The sequence below is a fragment of the Hydrogenophaga sp. A37 genome, from assembly GCF_002001205.1.
Classification (GTDB): domain Bacteria; phylum Pseudomonadota; class Gammaproteobacteria; order Burkholderiales; family Burkholderiaceae_C; genus Hydrogenophaga.
Genome location: NZ_MUNZ01000138.1, coordinates 1 through 20,946, shown reverse-complemented (window position 1 = coordinate 20,946; position 20,946 = coordinate 1). Strand labels below are relative to the sequence as shown.

The following is a 20,946-nucleotide window of genomic DNA, read 5'->3' as shown; positions in this document are numbered from 1 at the left end:
GAGGCTTCAGTCGGCGTAGTCCAGCGGCAAGGCGGTGGTGAACTTCAGTTCCTCCATCGCGAAACTGCTGCTCACGTCCGAGAGATCGACGGAGCGGATCAGCCGCTTGTAGACCAGGTCGTAGGCCGCGATGTCGGGCACCACCACGCGCAGCAGGTAGTCCACGTCGCCGCTCATGCGGTAGAACTCGACGATCTCGGGGATGTCGCGCACGGTGTCGCGAAAACCCTCGAACCAGACCTGGCTGTGCTGGTTGGTGCGCACCGCCACGAACACCGTGACGCCGAGGTTGATCTTGCGCGGGTCGACCAGCGCCACGTGGCGGGTGATGAAACCGTGCTCGCGCAGCCGCTGGATGCGCCGCCAGCAGGGCGTGGACGAGAGGTTCACCGCCAGCGCCAGGTTGGCCAGCGGTGTTTCGGCGTCTCGTTGAAGGATCGCAAGAATCTGCCGATCAATCACATCCAGTTTCTTTTTCATTGGAATTTGTAGAAATGATTTCTACATTAAGCCATTTCAAGTGAGAGGAAAGCAAGCCGGTTCTGCGCCAGGCCCCGCACACTCCCTGCATTCGCAACACGCTTGGAGCACACATGAAAACCATTGGCCTGATCGGCGGCATGAGCTGGGAATCGACCACCCTCTATTACCAGTTGATCAACCGCGAGGTGGCTCGGCGCCTGGGCGGCCTGAGCAGCGCGCGCCTGAACCTCGTGAGCCTGGATTTCCAGGACATCGCGCAGCGCCAGCGGGCCGGCGACTGGGACGGCATGGCCGGCATCCTGTGCGACGCGGCACGGCACCTGGGCGACTCGGGCGCCGAGTGCTTGCTGATCGGCACCAACACCATGCACCAGCTCGCGCCGCAGGTGCAGGCCTCGACCGACGTGCCGCTGATCCACATCGCCGACGTCACGGCCGACGCGATCCTCGCGCAGGGCATGGACACGGTCGGTCTGATGGGCACACGTTTCACGATGGAGCGGGCGTTCTACGTCGAGCGCCTGGCGAGCCGGGGCATCCGCTGCGTGCTGCCGGACGAGGTTCAGCGCCTGGAAATCCACCGCATCATTTTCGAGGAGCTGTGCCGCGGCGAGCTGCACGATGTCTCGCGGGAGTGGTTCACGCAATGCATCGCCGAGCTGCAGGCGCGCGGCGCGCAGGGCGTGGTGCTGGGCTGTACCGAGCTGCCACTGATCATCCGCCCCGAAGACAGCCCGATCCCGACCTTCGACACCACGGCGCTGCACGCGCTGGCGGCGGTGGAGTTTTCGCTGACAAGCTGAGGAGCGCGCATGTGCCAGCTTCTGGGGATGAACAGCAGCGCCGCGGCTTCGATCCGCTTCTCCTTCACCGGCTTCGCGCAGCGCGGCGGTTGCACGGCCGATCACATCGACGGCTGGGGCATCGCGTTCTACGAGCCCTCGGGCGCCCGATCTTTCCTCGACGACCGACCGGCCAGCGAATCGCGGCTGGCGGCTTTTGTGCGTGACCTTCCAATCCGTTCACACAACGTCATCTCGCACATCCGCAAGGCGACGCAGGGAAGCGTGGGGCTGTCCAACACCCACCCGTTCAGCCGGGAGTGGCTGGGTCGCCACTGGTTCTTCGCGCACAACGGCGACCTGCAGAACTTCCACCCGCCGCTGGACGGCAGCTTCCTGCCGGTGGGCAGCACCGACAGCGAGAAGGCGTTCTGCTACCTGATGCAGCGGCTGCGCACCGCCTTCGCCAGCTGGCAGCGACCACCCGCCTGGGACGCCATCGCGCCCGTGCTGGCGATGTGCAACGCCGAGATCGCGCGCCACGGTAACTTCAATTGCCTGCTGACCAACGGCGAGGCGCTGTTCGTGCACTGCTCCAGCCAGCTCGCGACCCTGCAGCGCGCGCACCCGTTCCCGCGTGCGCGGCTGGTCGACTGCGATCTGAGCATGGACCTGGGTGAACTCAACGGGCACGACGACCGCATGGTGATCGTCGCGACCGAGCCGCTGACCTCGGATGAAACCTGGGAAAGGTTGCGCACCGGCGATACCCGCGTGTTCGTGGGCGGGCAGCCTGTTTGGGCGCACCACTGCGACCGCACGCGCCGCTTTCCGGTGCCGGGCGCGGCGGCCACGCCGGCGCCCGAAGCGGTCTGATACGGTTTTGCATTCAAGCGTAGAACAAGGCGCGAAGCCGCAGACCGTGCTGCAGCACGGCAAGGCGAAGCAACGCAGTTATACGTTTGAAGGCAAAACCGTATGAGAGGCTGAGACGGACGACCGGGGCTCAGGCCGGCAGCGTGTGCAGCGGAATGTCTCTCGCGACCGACAGCGTGTCGAGCCGCTGGCGCGTCTCACCGGCCAGGAAGGCGGCGATGGCCTGGTGCGTGGTGGGTTGGAACATGGTGGCCATGCCGACCATAGCCACGCCGGCGGCCGCGCACAGGGAGGCGGCGAAATGCGGCTCCAGCGCCGCAACCGCCACCCGACCGTCCTTGCAGGGGTAGACGCGGTAACCCGCGTGCGCGCCACCCACCGCGCCCTTGGGCTGGGTCAGGCCCCATGAGCGTGGCAGGGCAAGCCAGGCGGCTGCGTCGCTCAGCGCCACTTCCTGGAACGAACCCTTGCCTCTGATTTTCTGCGCCAGCACGGCCTGCAGCGCGGCCTCGCTGGCCATGAGCGCGCCGCCCATGTCGGCAAACAGCGTGGCGGGCAGATCGAGTCCGGTCACGAGACCTGCGTCGGCGAGGTAGGTCAGATCATGCCCCGGCTCTTCGGCACGCGCACCCGGCGCGCCCACGATGGCCACCACAGAGAGCGCCGGGCAGGCCTTGTGCAGCGCCTTCCAGGCCAGGCCGAGCTTGGCCAGCGCCGACGGTCGGAACGAGGTGAGCAGCAGGTCGGTGCGCTGCAGTTCTTTGTACAGCCGCGCCTGGCCCTTCTCGGACTTCAGGTCGATGGCGATGACCTTGATGCCATCGTGCAAGGTGGCGTAGGCCGTCGGGTTGTATTGGCCCATGGGGTCGCCGCTGGTGCTGGCTGGCGCACCCTTTGGGCCGGGCGGCTCGGCCTTCAGGCAGGTGGCGCCCATGGCCTTGAGTCGCATGAGCGCGGCGGGGCCGGGCAGGTTGAGCGCCAGGCTGAGCACGCGCACGCCGCGCAATGGCTTCAGGGTTTTGATCGGGGCTGAGGTGATGGGTGACATGACGGTACGGGTTGACGTTCACGTCAATGTACCGTCAAGTCCCCGTCACCCGAGGCAACCTGGCGACAGCACCGTCTGAATTCGGGGCGCACTCTCCGACGCGAAATGCCTCACCGGGAACACCGAGGAACCGGCTTTACCGGGCCGCAGGTGTTGCCCCCTTGAGGGGGCGACGCCGCAGGCGGCGCGGGGGTAGACCAGCTACTCCCCGAAGTTCAGCGGCAGGCCGACGTAGTTTTCGGCGATGGTCTTGAGACCGGCTTCGGAGTGCATCAGGTAGTCCAGCTCGGCCTGCTGCAGCTTGCCGTTGATGGCGCCTTCGTCGGTGAAGTTGTGCATGATGGACGTGAACCACCAGCTGAAGCGCTCGGCGCGCCAGATGCGCTTCAAGCAGCGCTCGGAATAGCCGTCGATGCCGGCCTCGCTTTTTTCGCTGTAGAACTCCACCAGCGCGTTGCTCAGGTACTTCACGTCGGTGGCGGCCAGGTTCAGGCCCTTGGCGCCGGTGGGCGGCACGATGTGGCCCGCGTCACCCGCCAGGAACATGCGGCCAAAGCGCAGCGGCTCGGTCACGAAGCTGCGCAGCGGCGCGATGCTTTTTTCCAGGCTGGGGCCGGTCACCAGTTTCTCGGCCGCTTCCGGGTCCAGGCGCAGCTTGAGCTCGTCCCAGAACGCGTCGTCGCTCCACTGTTCGATCTTGTCGGTCAGCGGCACCTGCAGGTAGTAGCGGCTGCGGGTTTCGCTGCGCTGCGAGCACAGGGCGAAGCCGCGCGGGTGGTTCACGTAGATCAGCTCGTGATGCACCGGCGGCGTGTCCGACAGCAGGCCCAGCCAGCCGAAGGGGTAGACCTTTTCATATTCCTTGATCGCCGAGCGCGGCGCGCTGGCGCGGCACACGCCGTGAAAACCATCGCAACCGGCGATGAAGTCGCAATCGATGGTGTGGCTCTGGCCGTCTTTTTCGTAGGTCACGCGCGGTGTCTTGGTGTCGAAGTCGTGCACCTGCACGTTGGCGGCCTGGTACACCGTGGGCAGACCGGCGGCGGTGCGGGCGTCCATCAGGTCGCGCGTCACCTCGGTCTGGCCATAGACCATGACCTTCTTGCCGTCGGTGAGTTTTTCCAGATCGATGCGGTGGCGCACGCCGTTAAACAGCATGTCAAAGCCGCCATGCACCAGGCCTTCGGCGTGCATGCGCTCGCCCACACCCACTTCGTCCAGCAGCTCGGTCGCCACCTGTTCCAGCACGCCCGCGCGGATGCGGCCGAGCACGTAGTCGGGGCGCTGCCGTTCAAGAATGACGGCGTCGATGCCGGCCTTGTGCAGCAATTGGCCGAGCAGCAGGCCGGAGGGGCCGGCGCCGATGATGGTGACTTGTGTTTTCATGGTGGTGTCTCCTGTGTTTTGGGTGTGAAGAGACTGTAGGAAAACAAGGCCAGGCGTTCAAGAAGCGGGCACTGTCTTTGCGCGATGATTGATGGAGTTGCGCGATGACCGCGCAGTCATGGCATTCCGGCGACAATGCCGCGATGAACACCAGTGACCGCAGTATCGCCAAAGCCGACTTCATCGAGGGCATGGCCAAAGGCATGGCCGTGCTGGAGAGCTTCGACACCGAGCGCCAGCGCCTCAACGCCACCCAGGCCGCCGAGCGCGCCGGCCTCACACGGGCGGCGGCCCGGCGCCACCTGCTCACGCTGGCCTACCTCGGTTACCTCGACACCGACGGCACGCACTACTGGCTCTCGGCCAAGGTGCTTCGGTTCTCGGGCAGCTACCTGTCTTCAGCCCGCCTGCCGCGCCTGCTGCAACCCACGCTGAACCGGCTCGCGGCGCAGACACGCGAGTCGTTCTCGGCGGTCGTGCTCGACGGCAACGAGGTCGTGATCGTGGCGCGCAGCGCTTCGGTCGGCGGGCAGCGGCTCATGGCCTACGGTCTGCACCTCGGCGCGCGCTTGCCGGTGCACGCCACCTCCACCGGCCGTGTGCTGCTGGCGGCTTTGCCGCGCGCCGAATTCAGCGCCTGGCTCAAAGGCCGAGAGCTGGCGCGACTGACGCCGAAGACCACCGTGGACCACAAAGCGTTTCGCGCAGCCGTGGCACAGGTGAAGGCAGACGACTTCGCCGTGGCGAGCGAGGAACACGAACTCGGCGTGCACGCGCTGGCGGTGCCGCTGCGCAACATGCAAGGGAAAACAGTGGCGGCGCTCAACGTGGTGGCATCACCCGAGCGGCTGGAGCCGGCGGCGATGCGCAAGGACCTGTTGCCGCTGCTGTTGGACGCGGCGCGGGAGCTGCGGCCGTTGCTGTAGGCGGGCGAATATCGCCGCAGCTCCTATTGCCCGGTCGGAGGGTTCGCTGACAGATGCTGAGCAGTCAAGTCCATTTTCCAATTGCGCGCTCGACACGCGAGCAAAACGATTGAACCTCGACTTGGGTGAGAGATTCTGCTTTGTAAAGCGACAACATCTCGAACCGGCAGCGGGGCGCACAAGTGCCCAACAGCGCCGTCTTGAGCACACGTTTCACAGGCCGCCAGAGAAGCAAGCAGTCAACCCACCACGGCGAGCCAAGAGACGTAACGGCCAATGCACTTCGCAGGTTATGGAGCCGTGGCTTGATCGCGCCAAGATCGGTGGCGTGATCGTATGCAATTCCGGGTGCCCAGGCGCGATCAAACCACCCTTTCAGGATGGCGGGAAAACCAAACCACCAAGTGGGAAAAACAAGCACTAAAGCTTCGGCGGACAGCAAGCGGTCGATTTGATCTTGGACAGCGGCAGAGTCGAACGCCGGGCAGTAGTAGCTTCGGCGTTCATTGACCGTCAGGGCGGGAGAAAAACCAGAGAGGTAGAGGTCTTCGATCATGACCTCGTGGCCGCCCGCTTTCAAGGCGGCAATGGCGGACTGTGCCACCGAATGACACAGGCTGTCGGTGCTGGGGTGGGCGATGACGACGAGGCACTTCATGAGGCTGACTTTGAATTAGACGAGTCATCAGTCATGACGGATACAGCAAAGCCGGTGGTCCCAAGCCAGGTACATCTCGTCCCTGGCTTGGGACCAAGAATCGCTCGCCGCACTATAGCCTCATGGCGCGGCTTCACACCCCGAGGTACTGCTCCAGCAATTCCGGCTTTGACAGCAGTTCGTCCGACGAACCTTCAAACACCACCTCGCCCTTGACCAGAATCACATTCCGGTCGGTGATCTGGGTGACCTGTTTCCAAGCCTTGTCCACGATGATGCTGCTGATACCGCTCTCGCGGATCAGGCCGCAGATGCGCCAGATCTCGCGCGCGATCAAGGGCGCCAGGCCTTCGGTGGCCTCGTCGAGGATCAGCACGTCGGGGTTGGTCATCAGCGCGCGGCCGATGGTGAGCATCTGCTGCTCGCCACCGCTGAGCTGCTGACCGCCATGGCCCAAGCGCTCGGCCAGGCGAGGGAAGGTTTCCAGCACGCGGTCGTAGGTCCAGTCGCGTTGCCCTTGGGTTCCCGCGCGGGCAGCCATCTGCAGGTTTTCCTTCACGCTCAGGTTGCCGAAGATGCCGCGCCCTTCGGGCACGTAGGCGATGCCCATGCGCGCGATCTCGAAGGTGGGCGCACCGGTCATGGGTTGGCCCTTGATGTGCACCGTGCCGCCACTGGGCTTGACGATGCCCATGATGGATTTCAGCAGCGTGGTCTTGCCCATGCCGTTGCGGCCCATCAGGCCGATGGTCTGGCCTGGCAAGACGGTGAAATCGATGCCGCGAAGGATGTGGCTCTGGCCGTAGTGGGTGTTGAGGGCCGTGGTCTGGATCAGTGGGGTGCTCAATGGATAACCTCCGTGCTTCGCACTGCGGTGCGAGCTTGCTTGGGGCGGCCCTGCGCGGCGCTCATGATCAATGCTCCTCGCCCAGGTAGGCTGCTTGGACAACCGAATCGTTGCGCACCTCGGTCGGCGTGCCGCTGGCGATCACCTGGCCGTTGACCATCACGGTGAGCTGGTCGGCCAGCGCGAACACGGCGTCCATGTCGTGCTCGACCAGCATCATCGCGTGGTCCTTCTTGAGCTTGAGCAGCAGTTCGATCATGCCCTCGGCCTCGGCCTGGCCCATGCCGGCGAGCGGCTCGTCCAGCAGCAGCACGGTGGGCTCGGTGGCGAGCGTCATCGCAATTTCGAGCTGACGCTGTTCGCCGTGGCTCACCGTGGCGGCCACGGTCTGCGTGCGGTGGGTGAGGCCGGCGAGTTCGATGGCGCGTTCGCAGCGTTGATTGACCGTTTTCATGGTCGAGGCCGATTGCAGCCAGCGCAATGGGTTCCAGGGGGCGTGGCGCTCGCGCGATTGCGAGGCCAGGCGCACGTTGTCCCACACGGTGAAGGGCAGGAAGATGTTGGTCTTCTGGTAGCTGCGGCCCAGGCCCAGGCGCGAGATCGATTCGGGCGACTGACCGGCCGTTTCAACGCCGCCGATGGTGACGCTGCCCGAGGTGGGTGGCAGGTCGCCCGAGAGCAGGTTGGTCAAGGTGGACTTGCCCGCGCCGTTAGGGCCGATGACGGCGTGCAGCCGGTCGCGGTAGAGGTGCACCGACACCTCGTTGACGGCCGCGAGGCCGCCGAAGCGTTTGGTGAGCTTGTTGGCGCTGAGCAGGGCGACTTCGTTGGGGCGGACGTCGGTCATGACTTGTCCTCTTGACGGCCCATGAACTTCTCGGCCAGGCCCAGCAACCCGCGCGGCGCGACGATCACCACCAGCACGATGAAGCTGCCCATCCAGAGCTGCCAGTGTTTGCCGGTTTCGAAGTCGCCGATGGCGGGCAGGTCCTTGAAGAAGTGCATCACGTATTCAAAGGCGAACGCACCGACGATGGCGCCGGCGAAGTTGCCCATGCCGCCGAGGATGACCATCATGATCGCGTGCGCGCTCATGTGGAAACCCATCAGCTCGGGGTTCACGAAGCCGGTCTGCGCGGCCCACAGGTAACCTGCCACGCCCGCCAGCGTGCCGGCCAGCGTGAAGGCGGCGAGCTTGTAGCCGAAGCTGCCGTAGCCCACGGCGCGCATGCGGTGTTCGTTGACGCGGATGCCGGCCAGCACACGGCCGAACGGCGAGAACAGCACACGGCGTAGGAACAGATACACCCCGATCAGCATGGCCAGCGTGAAGTAGAAGAAGTGGGCCTTGTTCTCCAGGTCGATGCCCAGCGCCGTGGCATCGGGCCGGAAGTTCACGTAGATGCCGTCCGAGCCGCCCAGCGCCTTGTTGTCGAAGAAAAGGAAGAACACCATCTGGGCGAACGCCATGGTGACCATGATGAAGTAGATGCCATGCGTGCGCACCACGAAAAAGCCGATCACCAGCGCGGCCAGGCCAGCGCCCGCCGCCGCGAGCGGCAGGCTCCACCACAAGGCGATGGGCGCGTCCTGCGGGGTGATGAAGGCCAGTGCGTAGCCGGCCAGGCCGAAGTAGGCTGCGTGGCCGAGCGAGACCAGGCCGGTCACGCCCTGCAGCAGGTCGAGGCTCATCGCGAAGATGGCGAGGATCATCATCTGCGTGAGCATCTGCAGGTAGAAGTCGCGGCTCTCCATCGGCATCAGCGGGAACGCGGCCAGTGCCACAGCGCCGACGGCCAACATCAGCTGCATGGCCTTGGGCAGTTTCTCCAGGGTGGCTTTGGGGGAACTCATTCGTGTGCTCGCGTGGTCATTGTTTGAACAGCCCTTCGGGCTTGTAGAGCAGCACAAGTGCCATCAGCATGTAGACAGCCATGCCGGCGATCTGCGGCACCAGCACCTTGCCGAAGGTGTCCACCAGGCCCACCAGCATGGCCGCCACCATGGCACCGCGCACCGAGCCGATGCCGCCGATGACGACCACCACGAAACACATGATCAGCACGGAGCTGCCCATGCCGGGGTACACGCTGGAGATGGGCGAGGCGATCATGCCGGCGATGGCCGCGAGCGCCACACCCAACGCGAACACCACGCCGTGGATCAGCCGAATGTTGATGCCCAGGGCCTCGGTCATCTCGCGGTTGAAGGCGCCCGCGCGGATCTTCATGCCCAGGCGCGTCTTGCTGATCAGCGCGTACAGACCCAGGGCCAGCGCCACGCACACCGCCGAGATCACCAGCCGGTAGACCGGGTAGGAGAGGTTGTCGGTCAGCTGGATCGACCAGTTCACCAGCTCGGGCACCTGCACCGCGTGCACGTCGTCACCCCAGAAGATGGAGCGCAGCTCTTCAAAGATGTAGATCAGCCCGAAGGTGAGCAGCACCTGATCGAGATGGTCACGGTGGTAGAAGTGACGGAACAGCAGCCATTCCAGCAGCCAGCCCAGCGCCACGGCGATCACGGTGCCGACCACGATGGCCAGCACCAGGCTGTCGAATTGCGCCGTGAGGAACCAAGCGAGGTAGGCGCCCAACATGTAGAAACTGCCGTGTGCGAGGTTGACCACGCCCATGATGCCGAAGATCAGCGTCAGGCCGGCAGCCAGCATGAACAGCAGCAGCCCGTACTGCAGGCTGTTGAGCAGTTGAATCAGGAAATTGGCGAAATCCATGGGTGCGTGGGAAAGCAAGCCTCACGCCAGCGCCCGACAAGGGCGCTGACCTGGGCCAATGGGAACGATGGAGGGGTGCGAGGGTCAGCCTATCCGGCAACCCGCGCCGGAGTCGGCCACGGCCTTTTGCGCGATGCCGATGACCTTGTTTTCCTTGTTCTCGACCTTGCGCAGGTACATGTCCTGCACCGGGTTGTGGGCCTTGCTCATGGTCCACTTGCCGCGCGGGCTGTCGATGGTCGCGCCTTCCATGGCGGCGTACAGCGCCTTCTTGTTGGCCAGGTCGCCCTTGACGGCGTTGGCGCCCTTGACCAGCAGCAGGCCGGTGTCGTAGCCCTGCACAGCGTACACGTCGGGCTGCAACTTGAAGGTCTTGGCGTACTCCAGGCGGAATTTCTTGTTGGCCGGTGTGTCCAACGAATCGCTGTAGTGCATGGTGGTCAGCACGCCGTTGGCGGCTTCGCCGGCGGCTTCCAGGACACCCTCGGTCAGGAAGCCCGAGCCATAGAGCTGGATGGTCTTGGACAGGCCGGCCGCATGGAAGTCGCGCAGGAACTTGGCCGCGCCGCCACCGGCAAAGAAGCAGGCCACGGCATCGGGCTTGATCGACGCGATCTCGGTCAGCAGGGCCTGGAATTCGACGTTGGGGAAGGGCAGGCCCAGCTTCTTGACGATGGTGCCGCCAGCGGCGGTGTAGCTCTGCTCGAAGCCCTCGAAGGCCTCGTCACCGGCAGCATAGTTCCAGGTGATCCACACCGCCTTCTTGTGACCACGCTCGACCATGGCCTTGCCCAGCGCCAGCGTGGGCTGCGAATTGGTGAAGGAGGTGCGGAACACATTGGGCGCGCACTGGGCGCGGGTGGCGATGTGCACGCCAGCGTTGGGGATCAGGTTCAGCACACCACTTTCACGCGCCACCTTGTGGATGCCCATCTGCACGCCTGAGTGCACCGTGCCCACCAGCACGTCGACCTTGTCGCGCTGCACCAGACGCTGCGCGTTTTCAATGCCTTTGGCCGGGTTGGACTCGTCGTCCACCTTGAAGAACTCGACCTCGCGGCCGCCCAGCTTGCCGCCTTGTTCGTTCAGCGCCATGCGGAAACCGTTCTCGATGGCCACGCCCAACTGTGCAAAGGTGCCGGTGTAGGGCAGCATGAAGCCCACGCGCAGCTTGTCGGACTGGGCGCGCACGATCTGAGGCAACAGCAGACCGGACGAGGCGGCACCAATCACGGCGGCACTGCGGGTGAGGACGAGGCGGCGAGTTGTCATGTGGAGACTCCTGTGGTTGTCGGATGGGTTGGACTTTAGGTGTGCAATGCCTGCGTGGCGATACTGGCTTACCCGTACTTCATGTCTAAAATATTGAAGATTCAAGAATAGAGGCTGACTCTTCATTTGATGCATGATAGTGCCATGGCATGCAGTATGGTGCATGTTTGAGCCGCAGCATTCAGGGGAAACCCTTGAGGCGGACGAATGGGTCTTCGGTGCACCCAGACTACGGGAAATAAAGTGCGCCCCGAGGCCAGGCGCTCGGGCGAGCCAAGCGGGCCATGTCCTCAACGATCACGATGTGGATCAAACCAGCGGCGACCTTATCAACCCCCGGAGTCGCCTGCAGCAGACCGTGAGCCCAGGCGCAGGGGTGCATGGCTGCAGTCAAGTAGGCGTCGATGCTGTCGCTCAGATGGCGCAGCATGCATGTCGCTGATTGATTCGTTGGTTGGTGGCAAAACTGGGGAGCGAGGTTTGGCTCTTCTGGCTCGACTCACCGGCGGCTTGGGCATCACACCATCCCGTCCGTTGGCGTATTCAAGCATCAGGCTGTGCTGTCTGATACCGAGACCACGTGATATCGCCTGGGTTCACCAACGACAGCTTGCCACGGCGTGTGGTGAGGGAAGGGCGCCTTGCACCTAGAACTAGAAGTTGGAGTCGGCCCACTGAGACGAAGGGCCAGGGTCTTCAGATGTCACCGGCACGTTGAGGTCCAACACAAACACCACTTCGCCACCGAAACGGCCAACGCTCAGTGTCTTCATGAGTTGCTGCTCTTGCTCGGGCCGCTCCATGCGCAGGAAACAGATGGCCTGTTTGGTACCCTCATGCATGGCCGTGAGGATGTCCAGCCGAGCGATGCGACCAAACTGACCGCACAACTGATGCAATGCGGATTTCAGGCTGGTCACATCGCTGTGCTGCCGGAGTTCTGCCAGTGTGCTCACGTTTACCCCTTTTGTCTTTAGGCCCACGTTCCGCTGCTAAGGCGACCGGAACGTTGCAAGTTGCTGTTGGGATAATGGTAATACGGAAGCTACAAAATGCAACAACTTTGTTATTAGTTTTTTTGTCCAAAACGGGGGAAGGAACCAGGAAGTCCACGCTTACCTGGCTCCTTGGCCTATCGCTCGGCTGAAGTTGTTACAAATGTCGCGGTATGCTTGAACCACTTACTGTCGAAAGCGGGTGCCACATGCAACAAGGAAACCGTGCTGAACATTCCGAGGTGGCAGCACCCTTGATCGAGCTAGCGCACGCAATGCAGCCCAACCTGGAGTGGGCGCAACTGACCCAGCTGGCGATCCATTTGGCCCATGTGTCGACTGCTTTGCTGATCAAAGTCCTGCCCGACGGTCCGGTGGTCCTGGGCGCAAGCGGTTTGCCCGCTTACCGGCATGCTGCCGCCCTGGCTCTGTGCGCCAAGGTGGCCGCAGACCCGGTGCTGAAAGGGTGTCTACTGGACGCGACAGCGCATCCCACTTGGGCGACCCACCCGCTCGTGAGCTCACCGCACCAAGTCCGGTTTTGTTTCGTGCTCCCCCTGTCATCCAGCGCCGAAAAAGCCCCTACTTGGCTGGGTCTGCTCGACGCCGAGCCCCGCAGCCCTAGCGAGCTGGTGGAACTCCTGCCAGGCTTGCAGGCTCTGGCCACCCACGCGGAGCACTTGCAAGAACTGGTCCGCCACCAACAACAGTCGGCACACCTGACGCAGGGAAGGGAGGAGCGCCTGGGCAAAGCGCTTCATGAGAGCGAAAGCCGTTTGAACCTGACCGAACACACGGTCGGCGTGGGCAGCTGGTCGGTCAACATCAGCACCGGACAGATACAGCATTCCGACGAATACGGCAGCATCCTGGGCCTGGAGCCTGGCGAAACTGTTGACGACTTGGCGGCCATGGTGCAGCGCTACACGCCCGAATGGCGCACAGGCATCAGCCAGCGGCTGGAACGTTGCGCGCAATCCGGCGAGGCATTTGACGAAGAAATCCAGGTGCTGGTGCCGGGCATGGGTCCCAAATGGGTTCGCACCGTCGGCGATGCCGTGCGCGATGCGGACGGGCAGATTCTGCGCATTCAGGGCGCGGTTCAAGATATCTCAGCGCAAAAGCAAGCGCAACAGGAAACCCTGCGCCTGGCCATGCGCCTGACCACCACCCTGGCCAGCATCACCGAAGCGTTTGTCACGCTCGACCGACAGTGCTGCTTCACCTACCTGAACCAGGAAAGCGAGCGGCTTCTGCAAAAGACCACGGCCGAGCTGCTGGGCCAGGAGGTCTGGCACGATTTCAATACCGGCTTAGCGCAACGGTTGCGTGCGCAACTGGGTCTTGCGCTCAAAACCAACCGGCGCGTTGAGCTGGAGGACTTTTTTCCTTCGCTAGGCAAATGGCTGGAGGTTCGGGCCTACCCCTTCGCCGAGGGTTTGGCGGTGTACTTTCGCGATGTCACCGAGCGTCGACGCTCGCAGGAGCAGTTGATGCTGCTGGAGACCAGCGTTGCCAGATTGAACGACATCGTGGCCATTGCTGAAGCCGGTTCGGGTCCCGATGACGAGCCGCGCATGGTGTTCGTCAACGACGCCTTTGAGAAACAGACAGGCTACAGTCGCGCAGAGGTGCTGGGGCAGACCCCGCGCATCCTTCTGGAGCTGGACCCGGCCTTGTTCAAACTGCTTGAATTGGCCAAGGTCTTGAAAGAATCCCGGCAAGCGCGCACCGAACTCATGGTGCACCGGAAAAACGGCGCGTCGTTCTGGATCGAGCTGGAGGTGGTTTCGGTGCAGGCAAGTGCCGAAGAGGTGACGCACTGGGTGGCGGTGGGACGCGACATTACTCAGCGCAAGAACGCGGAAGACATGATTCGGCACCTGGCGTTTTACGACCCGCTGACCGACCTGCCGAACCGTCAACTGCTATTGGATCGGCTGCAAAAGGCGCTCTCACAGAGCTCCCGCACCGGGCAACACGGCGCGCTGATGTTCATCGATCTGGACAACTTCAAGATCCTCAACGACACACTGGGTCATCACATCGGCGACCAGTTGCTGCAGCAAGTTGCTCAACGCCTGACGAAAAGCGTTCGCAAGACGGACACCGTTGCGCGCCTGGGAGGCGATGAATTTGTGGTGATGGTGGACGACCTCAGCACCGACCCCGATGCCGCAGCCAGCAAGTTGCGTGCATTGTCCGAAAAAGTGCTGAACATGTTGCGCGAGCCATTCCAGATCGCGGGGCATCAACACTTCGCCACGCCCAGCATGGGTGTTGCGGCCTTCAACGGCGACCAAAGCGATGTGGGCGAGCTGCTGAAGCAAGCCGACTTGGCCATGTACCAGGCCAAAGGCCTGGGGCGCAACACACTGTGCTATTTCGACCCCGACATGCAAGCCACGGTGAGTGCCAATGCCGCTGTGGGTGCAGCCTTGCGTGTGGGACTGCGCGAGAAGCAGTTTGTTGTGCATTACCAGCCGCAGGTGGATCGCCAAGGCGTGATCACGGGGGTGGAGGCACTGGTGCGCTGGCAACACCCTGAAAAGGGGCTGATCAAACCCGCTGATTTCATACCAATAGCGGAAGATACCGGCCTCATTCTGCCGCTGGGCATGTGGGTGTTGGAAACTGCCTGCGAGCAGCTTGCCAGCTGGGCCGACCGGCAGCAAACGGCGAATCTGAGCATTGCCGTGAACGTGAGTGTGTACCAGTTCCGCCACCCGAACTTTGTGGACATGGTCATGGCTGCCATCAAACGCACCGGTATTCGACCACACAGGCTCAAGCTCGAACTGACAGAAAGCCTGCTGGCCGACCGCATGGAAATTACCATTCAGAAGATGGGCATGCTCAAAGACCTTGGTGTCACTCTGTCGCTGGATGACTTTGGCGTGGGCTATTCGTCGCTGTCGTGCCTGAAACGCCTGCCGCTGGACCAGCTGAAGATTGACAAGGGCTTTGTGGCCGATGTGCTGACCGACCCCAACGACGCAGCCATATCACGCGCCATCATTGCGCTGGCACAGAGTCTGAGCCTGCAAGTGGTGGCTGAGGGCGTGGAAACGCACGAACAAAGGGACTTCCTGGCTTACCAAGGGTGTGACCAGTTTCAGGGTCATCTGTTTGCGCCAGCCCTGCCCATCGAAACGCTGGATGCCTTTTTGCGCAACCCATCGTCTGACATGATGTTGGTGGTTTAAGTGAGGCGCAGGCTCGGCCGAGCCAATATTGCATGTGCTGTGAAGGTTCAAACCGCAGTGGCCCAAGGCGTTTTGATACCGCATGACACATGCCATACTTTGCCTCATGCGGTTGAAACACCCACCCGCAATCTGTAACTGCCGCAAAGTGGATTGCAGAAGCTGCTGGCGTATTTTATTTTCAGTGCTGTGAACTGAGTGCGCGCTTAAATTTGTGGCGTTTTATCATGCGCGTTGAGATGATGGAATTAACAATAGGTGCGAATTGTTATGAATGTATTGCTGACAGGTGGTTGTGGGTACATCGGAAGCCATGTTGCGGTGGTTTTGATGTCTGAGGGACATGATGCGGTTATTGTTGACAATCTATCAAACAGCCGTCGCGAGGTTGTCGATCACATTGCACAAATCGTTGGTCGGCCACCCACCTTTTATCAGGGCGATGTTGGTGAGTTTGAGTTTATCCGAGATGTCATTCGTCGACATCGCATAGATTCTGTTATTCATCTTGCAGGATTTAAATCGGTCGGTGAATCGGTACAAAGGCCTCTCCAGTATTATCAGAACAACGTTTGCGGTGCCTTGGGGTTGCTGCATGCGATGGAGGCAGAGTCGGTCTCGAGTCTTGTGTTCAGCAGCAGTGCAACCATCTACGGAGATCCGCAGTATCTCCCTGTTGATGAGGCTCACCCGCAGCATGTCATCAATGCCTATGGGCGCAGTAAGTTACATATCGAAGATATGTTGCGAGATATCTGTATTTCTCGTCCATCGCTGGGAGTCATTTGCCTGCGTTATTTTAATCCGGTTGGAGCACATCCAAGCGGACTCATAGGGGATCGTCCAAATGGGATTCCCAACAACCTGATGCCTTATGTCGTACAGGTTGCATGCGGAGAGAGGGACTTTCTAAGCGTTTTTGGCGGGGACTATCGCACGCCCGACGGAACAGGTGTGCGGGACTACATTCATGTGATGGACTTGGCGGAGGGTCACGTGGCTGCGTTGAATTACCTGTCAACGAACAATGGCTGGCATGCTTTCAATGTGGGGACTGGGAGGGGCTACAGCGTGCTTGAAATGATTCGCGCTTTTGAAGGTGAGTCGGGCCGTGCCATCCCGTACAAGATAACCGCCAGGCGAGAAGGGGATGTTGCTTGCTCCTATGCGGACATTCGGGCGGCCGCTCTCGAGTTGAACTGGAAGGCCACGCGCTCCTTGGAAGACATGTGTTCAAGCGCATGGCGCTTTCAAAGCCGATTGTCCAAAGCGTGAAGCAGTTGCAGACATTCTTTTCCTTGGGGGCGGAAAACCATTGGCCATGACTCGAACGCTGTATTTCTTCGAAACCAAGCCTGCCAGCATCCCGCAGTCTTCAGACAAATGCTGGTTCCGCATCTTCTGCGAGGTTCGGCGGTTATTCCCACGAAATCGCAGAGTGCATTGCAGGGGGCAGTGCTTTTTAGTGCACGGCCAGCAGCGCGACCCCTGCTGCTATTAACAGCGTTCCGACTATCCGCACGGTTGTGACCGCTTCCCCCAAGAAGGCCCAGGCAAGAGCCATGGTGACCACGAGGCCCAGTCCTACAAACGGATAAGCCAGACTCACATCGACTTTCGAGAGAACGAGCAACCAAACCAAGGCTGCAACGAAATACAGCACCAGACCTGAAATTACCAAGGGATGCAAGAGCACACTCACTGCACCAGACAGGCGAATTCCTCCGGAAAGCGTGCGTGCCACCTCCGGGGAACTCATCCCAAATTTGAGAATGATCTGGGCAAGCGAAGTCATGGCCACATTGGCCAGAATCAGCAGGATTGTTGATCGGGTCACAGGTTTGTCATCCAGTTGCAGGGAAAGCCGATACAGCCACTAATATACTGCGCCTATGGAACGAGAATCTGACTGTGGTTGGGCTGCGCCCGCTTTGTGCGTTGATCTGGACGGCACATTGATCCGTTCAGACTTGACGCTTGAGTCCCTTCTCGCTGCCTTGAAAGGGCGCCCTTGGTTGGTTCTGCTTCTCCCTTGGTGGATATTGAGGGGCAGGAGCCATATGAAGGACCAGTTGGTCCGGCATTCACAACCGGATGTTGCGGTGCTGCCCTATCAAGCTGAGGTGATAGAACTGATCCGGCAAGCAAGGCTCGATGGCCGCCATGTGCTCCTCGTCACGGGCAGCCACATCAGTCTCGCAAAAAAGGTTGCTGCTCACGTCGGCTTGTTCGATGACGTGTGGGGATCTACGCTTGACCGCAACCTGATTGGACGTCATAAAGCGCTGTTGCTGGAGCAGCAGTTTGGGGCGGGTCGTTTTGAATATGTTGCCAACGGAAGGGTGGACATAGCAGTCTGGGGCAGGGCGTGGGGTGCCGTGACGGTGAATGCACCCCGGTCGGTCGTGCGTCAGGTGGCTGCGATGGGTATTCCACATCGTGACATCCAGCTGCCCCATGCGGGCTGGCGAACGTGGCTGCGTGCGATCCGTTTGCAGCAATGGCTCAAGAACCTCCTCTTGTTCGTTCCGGTCATGACCGCTCATGAAATGCTGAACGTGGAGGCACTCGCTGCAGCGGTGCTGGCGTTTGTTTGTTTCGGAGCCTGTGCTTCGGCCACTTACATCATCAACGACCTTCTCGATCTTGACGCTGACAGGCACCATCACAAGAAGCGCAACCGCCCTTTTGCGGCAGGCGCCATCGATCTGCGAGCGGGCGTGGCAGCAGTCCTGTTGCTGTTACTCACGGGGCTGGGCCTTTCCTGGCTGTTGCCAGAGGGTTTTCAGTTTGCGTTGGGTGCTTACCTGGTGGTTACGCTTCTGTACTCTCTGCGGCTGAAGCGCGTCGCCAGTCTGGATGTGATCGTTCTGGCAGGTCTCTACACTTTGCGGATCATCGCAGGCGCATTCGCTGCAAGCATCAATCTGTCATTCTGGTTGCTGGCGTTTTCGATGTTCATTTTTCTTTCGCTGGCGATCGTCAAGCGGGTAGCCGAATTGGTGGAGGTTCGAAAGGAGGAGGAGGCCATTGGCAAGGCGCTGGGCAAACTGCGTGGCCGTGAATATGCTACTCAAGACACAATGATGCTCCAGTCCCTGGGGGCCGCCAGCGGGTATCTCTCCGTCCTGGTGCTCGCGTTGTACATCCACAGCCCCGAGGTGACGGGGCTTTACCGAGCGCCTGAGCTGCTCTGGTTAATTGCACCACTGATGCTCCTCTGGGTCACGCGGCTGTGGATGGTGACAGCCAGAGGGTACATGGATGAAGATCCGATCTACTTTGCGGTCAAGGATCCTGAAACTTGGGCCACTGGCGCTTTGGTTGCAGGCATACTGATCGCTGCGACCATGATGCAATTGTGAAATTGCTGACACTATTTCAATAGTTGCAATTCACGACCCGAAAGACGGCGCTTGTCAATTGAGCCACCTCTCGACCGAACGACCATGAAACCCATCCATCCTTGGAGTGAGAGCGTCGAGTTGCAGCTGACCAAGTCTTTTGTCTTGGTGCTCATGCTGGCGTTGGGCCTGCGTCTGATCTGGGCCTGGTGGGTTCCGGTGATTCCCTTGTCAGACGGCGAAGCCTATGACGTGTTTGCCAGAAACTTGGTTCAGCACGGCACGTTCGGGTGGACTGCAGAAGAACCCACGGCGTTCTGGCCACCTGGGACGACCTTTATGCACGCCACGTTGTTCTGGTTGTTCGGTATTCGATACGAGCCGATCATCGCAATCAACATAGCCTTGTCGCTGGGCATCATCTGGATATCCGCGAGGCTGGCCGCGCGCTTCTGGGGCCAGCAGGTTGCACTGATCAGTGCGCTGATCCTGGCGGTGTGGCCGACCTTGGTCATGTACCCGACCATCCTGGCGAGCGAGTTGCCGTTCCTGTTTCTCACGCTGCTGGCCATGGATCTATGGTTCAACCACAACCTGGAACTCCCGCCCAGAGCACTCTTGGCTGGGCTGGTTTTGGGCCTGGCCTCACTGGTCCGGCCTCAAGCCCTGCTGCTGCCCTTCGTTTTCGCGGTCGGAATCGTGCTGACCCAGCGCCTGACCGCCTCCGCGGTGATCAATCAAGTCAAATGCATCACGCTGGCAGGGCTCGTGATGGCCCTTGTTGTGGCGCCCTGGGCATGGCGAAATCATCAGGTCTATGGAGAACCCGTGCTCATTTCGACCAATGGAGGGATTACTTTGTGGATGGGCAACACACCGGGCACCGATGGCCGATACATGACCATGCCAGAGTCAGTCCGCCATCTGCCGGGAAACGAAAAAGCCCGGGTGCTTGCCCAAGAGGCCAAAGATTACATCGTGCAAGATCCCGCCGCATTCCTGGTGAGGGCGGTCAGGAAGCTCGTTATTCTCTATTCCAATGAATCGGTGGGCGTGAGTTGGAACTCCTCGGGCATACGCCAGGCGTTTGGAGCGCCGTGGGAACTTCCACTCAAGAGAATGACCCAGGCATCTTGGGCGCTGATCTTCGTTCTGGCTGTGGCCGGTATCTGGTCATCCGTGCGCCGCATCGGCTGGGTCAGGGCGCTGGCCTCTCCTTTGACCCTTAGCATTCTTTACTTCACTGCCATACACATGGTCGTGGTTTCGCAGGAGCGGTATCACCTGGCCTTTGCCGGTCAGCTGGCTATTTTTGCCGCGCTTGGGATTGCCGAGTTTCTGGCCTGGCAGCGCAGACGAAATGCCGGTCTGTCTTCGTCGGCTTTGCCGTGACCGTTCCCATGGAAACCAACCACATGCCCGACGTTGTCGCAATCGGTCCTGCGTTCATCAAGAGGATGGCCACCATCCTCTACGCGGACGTTGGAAGTGCCAAAACCAGGCTGATGCAGCAGTACCGTTCGTATATATGCCCTCTGCACGAAGTCATCCAAGCCATTCCGCCGCAATCTTCCGTGCTGGATGTAGGGTGCGGTCATGGTCTGTTGCTGAACCTGCTCGCTCACCTGGGGCGCATTCGCCAAGGGCACGGATTTGACATGGCTCGACCGGCTGTCGCGATCGCCAGTCGGGTCGCTTCGAATCATTCGTTTTCGTCCACCGTCGCTTTTGAAGCCAGGTCGGTCGAGCAGGGTATCCCCCATCTGGGGTACGAGGTGGTCACCGTCATCGACGTCCTTCACCATGTTCCCGACCGACACAAAGAGTCGTTTGTCAGAGACTTGTGCAATGCGTTGCCCGAGGGTGGGCGCCTCATCATCAAGGACATGGTCGTCAAGCCACGCTGGCGTGCTGCTGCCAATCTGCTTCACGACCTCGTGATGGCCAGGCAATGGGTCGAACAAATTGGGCCGGAGAGAGTAGAGGCTTGGGTCACTCAACAGGACCTGAGCGTCGTCAGGCGCGCCGGTTTCAATACCTTGTGGTACGGGCATTGGCTGCTTGTCTTGGAGAAGCGGCCTCAATCATCGCTCGCCCCTCCCCCGAGGGGCACGCCATCCAGCGGCATTTGAGAAGCCTCAGGAGATCTGCACATTGACCCCATAAGGACATCAAAGACGCTTTCTCAAATGGCAGAGCACTTCCGAGTGGCACCAAATCAGTGGCAGCGATCAAATCGCGATTTTCGCCAACTTCAGTGTTGTGCGTATTTCAGCCCATCGTGGACGGCATTTCAGGTTGATGGTGGACGGGATTTCAACGTAGTCGTGGACGGCGTTTCAGTCTGATCGTGGACGCTGTTTCAGCGCCATCGTGGACGATTGGGGGT

Annotated in this window: 19 protein-coding genes; 8 read left to right on the top strand and 11 right to left on the bottom strand. The window is 61.2% G+C overall.

Features of this window, described 5'->3' with window-relative positions:
- Nucleotides 1–6 precede the first annotated feature (6 nt).
- The gene (locus tag B0E41_RS19140) at nucleotides 7–480 is read right to left on the bottom strand and encodes an Lrp/AsnC family transcriptional regulator (RefSeq protein ID WP_077333311.1); all 474 of its coding nucleotides are present in this window, start codon (nucleotides 478–480) and stop codon (nucleotides 7–9) included.
- 113 nt (nucleotides 481–593) lie between these two features.
- Between B0E41_RS19140 and B0E41_RS19135 the strand changes: the two genes are divergently transcribed.
- Both B0E41_RS19135 and B0E41_RS19130 read left to right on the top strand, forming a co-directional pair.
- Complete coding sequence (locus B0E41_RS19135; RefSeq protein ID WP_077333309.1) at nucleotides 594–1,286, top strand: aspartate/glutamate racemase family protein; 693 nt, start codon at nucleotides 594–596, stop codon at nucleotides 1,284–1,286.
- Nucleotides 1,287–1,295: 9 nt separating this feature from the next.
- A complete protein-coding gene (locus B0E41_RS19130; protein ID WP_077333307.1) occupies nucleotides 1,296–2,141 on the top strand; it encodes a class II glutamine amidotransferase in 846 nt (281 codons plus the stop codon).
- A gap of 130 nt (nucleotides 2,142–2,271) precedes the next feature.
- On the opposite strand, the gene B0E41_RS19125 is transcribed toward B0E41_RS19130, so the two are convergent.
- Together B0E41_RS19125 and pobA are read right to left on the bottom strand one after the other, a co-directional pair.
- Nucleotides 2,272–3,189: a CoA transferase gene (locus B0E41_RS19125; RefSeq protein WP_077333305.1), complete on the bottom strand. Its 918-nt coding sequence runs from the start codon at nucleotides 3,187–3,189 to the stop codon at nucleotides 2,272–2,274.
- Nucleotides 3,190–3,390: 201 nt separating this feature from the next.
- Nucleotides 3,391–4,575, bottom strand: a complete 1,185-nt coding sequence (gene pobA / locus B0E41_RS19120; RefSeq protein ID WP_077333303.1) for a 4-hydroxybenzoate 3-monooxygenase — start codon at nucleotides 4,573–4,575, stop codon at nucleotides 3,391–3,393.
- A gap of 143 nt (nucleotides 4,576–4,718) precedes the next feature.
- Here pobA and B0E41_RS19115 point away from each other — a divergent pair, with 143 nt between their 5' ends.
- A complete protein-coding gene (locus B0E41_RS19115; RefSeq protein ID WP_077333343.1) occupies nucleotides 4,719–5,501 on the top strand; it encodes an IclR family transcriptional regulator C-terminal domain-containing protein in 783 nt (260 codons plus the stop codon).
- 64 nt (nucleotides 5,502–5,565) lie between these two features.
- On the opposite strand, the gene B0E41_RS19110 is transcribed toward B0E41_RS19115, so the two are convergent.
- From B0E41_RS19110 to B0E41_RS19075, 7 genes are all read right to left on the bottom strand, one after another.
- The gene (locus B0E41_RS19110; protein WP_077333301.1) at nucleotides 5,566–6,159 is read right to left on the bottom strand and encodes an NAD(P)H-dependent oxidoreductase; all 594 of its coding nucleotides are present in this window, start codon (nucleotides 6,157–6,159) and stop codon (nucleotides 5,566–5,568) included.
- 133 nt (nucleotides 6,160–6,292) lie between these two features.
- Nucleotides 6,293–7,006: an ABC transporter ATP-binding protein gene (locus tag B0E41_RS19105; RefSeq protein WP_077333299.1), complete on the bottom strand. Its 714-nt coding sequence runs from the start codon at nucleotides 7,004–7,006 to the stop codon at nucleotides 6,293–6,295.
- 67 nt (nucleotides 7,007–7,073) lie between these two features.
- Complete coding sequence (locus B0E41_RS19100) at nucleotides 7,074–7,853, bottom strand: ABC transporter ATP-binding protein (RefSeq protein ID WP_077333297.1); 780 nt, start codon at nucleotides 7,851–7,853, stop codon at nucleotides 7,074–7,076.
- Complete coding sequence (locus B0E41_RS19095; RefSeq protein WP_077333295.1) at nucleotides 7,850–8,860, bottom strand: branched-chain amino acid ABC transporter permease; 1,011 nt, start codon at nucleotides 8,858–8,860, stop codon at nucleotides 7,850–7,852. Before B0E41_RS19095 ends, B0E41_RS19100 begins: the two co-directional genes overlap by 4 nt.
- A 16-nt stretch (nucleotides 8,861–8,876) precedes the next feature.
- Complete coding sequence (locus B0E41_RS19090) at nucleotides 8,877–9,740, bottom strand: branched-chain amino acid ABC transporter permease (RefSeq protein ID WP_077333293.1); 864 nt, start codon at nucleotides 9,738–9,740, stop codon at nucleotides 8,877–8,879.
- Between the two features lie 84 nt (nucleotides 9,741–9,824).
- On the bottom strand, nucleotides 9,825–11,012 hold the full coding sequence (locus B0E41_RS19085) for an ABC transporter substrate-binding protein (RefSeq protein WP_077333291.1): 1,188 nt from the start codon (nucleotides 11,010–11,012) through the stop codon (nucleotides 9,825–9,827).
- A gap of 653 nt (nucleotides 11,013–11,665) precedes the next feature.
- Nucleotides 11,666–11,968, bottom strand: coding sequence for an RNA-binding protein (locus B0E41_RS19075; RefSeq protein WP_077333287.1), 303 nt, complete (start codon nucleotides 11,966–11,968; stop codon nucleotides 11,666–11,668).
- Nucleotides 11,969–12,555: 587 nt separating this feature from the next.
- On the opposite strand from B0E41_RS19075, the gene B0E41_RS19070 reads away from it, so the two are divergent.
- Nucleotides 12,556–15,213: a bifunctional diguanylate cyclase/phosphodiesterase gene (locus B0E41_RS19070; RefSeq protein WP_253195019.1), complete on the top strand. Its 2,658-nt coding sequence runs from the start codon at nucleotides 12,556–12,558 to the stop codon at nucleotides 15,211–15,213.
- A gap of 270 nt (nucleotides 15,214–15,483) precedes the next feature.
- On the top strand, nucleotides 15,484–16,488 hold the full coding sequence (galE, locus tag B0E41_RS19065) for a UDP-glucose 4-epimerase GalE (protein WP_077333283.1): 1,005 nt from the start codon (nucleotides 15,484–15,486) through the stop codon (nucleotides 16,486–16,488).
- Nucleotides 16,489–16,675: 187 nt separating this feature from the next.
- Here the strand turns inward: galE and B0E41_RS19060 are convergent, their stop codons facing one another.
- Nucleotides 16,676–17,050 carry an EamA family transporter gene (locus tag B0E41_RS19060; RefSeq protein ID WP_253195017.1) on the bottom strand — a complete coding sequence of 125 codons (375 nt, stop codon included), beginning with the start codon at nucleotides 17,048–17,050 and terminating at the stop codon, nucleotides 16,676–16,678.
- A gap of 55 nt (nucleotides 17,051–17,105) precedes the next feature.
- Between B0E41_RS19060 and B0E41_RS19055 the strand changes: the two genes are divergently transcribed.
- From B0E41_RS19055 to B0E41_RS19045, 3 genes are all read left to right on the top strand, one after another.
- Complete coding sequence (locus B0E41_RS19055) at nucleotides 17,106–18,578, top strand: UbiA family prenyltransferase (protein ID WP_077333281.1); 1,473 nt, start codon at nucleotides 17,106–17,108, stop codon at nucleotides 18,576–18,578.
- An 84-nt stretch (nucleotides 18,579–18,662) separates the two neighbouring features.
- Nucleotides 18,663–19,949: a glycosyltransferase family 39 protein gene (locus B0E41_RS19050; protein ID WP_077333279.1), complete on the top strand. Its 1,287-nt coding sequence runs from the start codon at nucleotides 18,663–18,665 to the stop codon at nucleotides 19,947–19,949.
- 8 nt (nucleotides 19,950–19,957) lie between these two features.
- Nucleotides 19,958–20,689 (top strand): methyltransferase domain-containing protein, encoded by a 732-nt coding sequence (locus B0E41_RS19045; RefSeq protein ID WP_077333277.1) that lies wholly within the window; start codon nucleotides 19,958–19,960, stop codon nucleotides 20,687–20,689.
- The last annotated feature ends 257 nt before the right edge of the window (nucleotides 20,690–20,946 follow it).

Bases quoted from the DNA above. Each gene is read 5' to 3' on its own strand.
- B0E41_RS19135 (WP_077333309.1), top strand. From the start codon at position 594: ATGAAAACCATTGGCCTGATCGGCGGCATGAGCTGGGAATCGACCACC.
- B0E41_RS19110 (WP_077333301.1), bottom strand. From the start codon at position 6,159: ATGAAGTGCCTCGTCGTCATCGCCCACCCCAGCACCGACAGCCTGTGT.
- B0E41_RS19130 (WP_077333307.1), top strand. From the start codon at position 1,296: ATGTGCCAGCTTCTGGGGATGAACAGCAGCGCCGCGGCTTCGATCCGC.
- B0E41_RS19085 (WP_077333291.1), bottom strand. From the start codon at position 11,012: ATGACAACTCGCCGCCTCGTCCTCACCCGCAGTGCCGCCGTGATTGGT.
- B0E41_RS19045 (WP_077333277.1), top strand. From the start codon at position 19,958: ATGGAAACCAACCACATGCCCGACGTTGTCGCAATCGGTCCTGCGTTC.
- B0E41_RS19055 (WP_077333281.1), top strand. From the start codon at position 17,106: ATGGAACGAGAATCTGACTGTGGTTGGGCTGCGCCCGCTTTGTGCGTT.
- B0E41_RS19050 (WP_077333279.1), top strand. From the start codon at position 18,663: ATGAAACCCATCCATCCTTGGAGTGAGAGCGTCGAGTTGCAGCTGACC.
- galE (WP_077333283.1), top strand. From the start codon at position 15,484: ATGAATGTATTGCTGACAGGTGGTTGTGGGTACATCGGAAGCCATGTT.
- B0E41_RS19125 (WP_077333305.1), bottom strand. From the start codon at position 3,189: ATGTCACCCATCACCTCAGCCCCGATCAAAACCCTGAAGCCATTGCGC.
- pobA (WP_077333303.1), bottom strand. From the start codon at position 4,575: ATGAAAACACAAGTCACCATCATCGGCGCCGGCCCCTCCGGCCTGCTG.
- B0E41_RS19095 (WP_077333295.1), bottom strand. From the start codon at position 8,860: ATGAGTTCCCCCAAAGCCACCCTGGAGAAACTGCCCAAGGCCATGCAG.
- B0E41_RS19140 (WP_077333311.1), bottom strand. From the start codon at position 480: ATGAAAAAGAAACTGGATGTGATTGATCGGCAGATTCTTGCGATCCTT.
- B0E41_RS19090 (WP_077333293.1), bottom strand. From the start codon at position 9,740: ATGGATTTCGCCAATTTCCTGATTCAACTGCTCAACAGCCTGCAGTAC.
- B0E41_RS19115 (WP_077333343.1), top strand. From the start codon at position 4,719: ATGAACACCAGTGACCGCAGTATCGCCAAAGCCGACTTCATCGAGGGC.
- B0E41_RS19100 (WP_077333297.1), bottom strand. From the start codon at position 7,853: ATGACCGACGTCCGCCCCAACGAAGTCGCCCTGCTCAGCGCCAACAAG.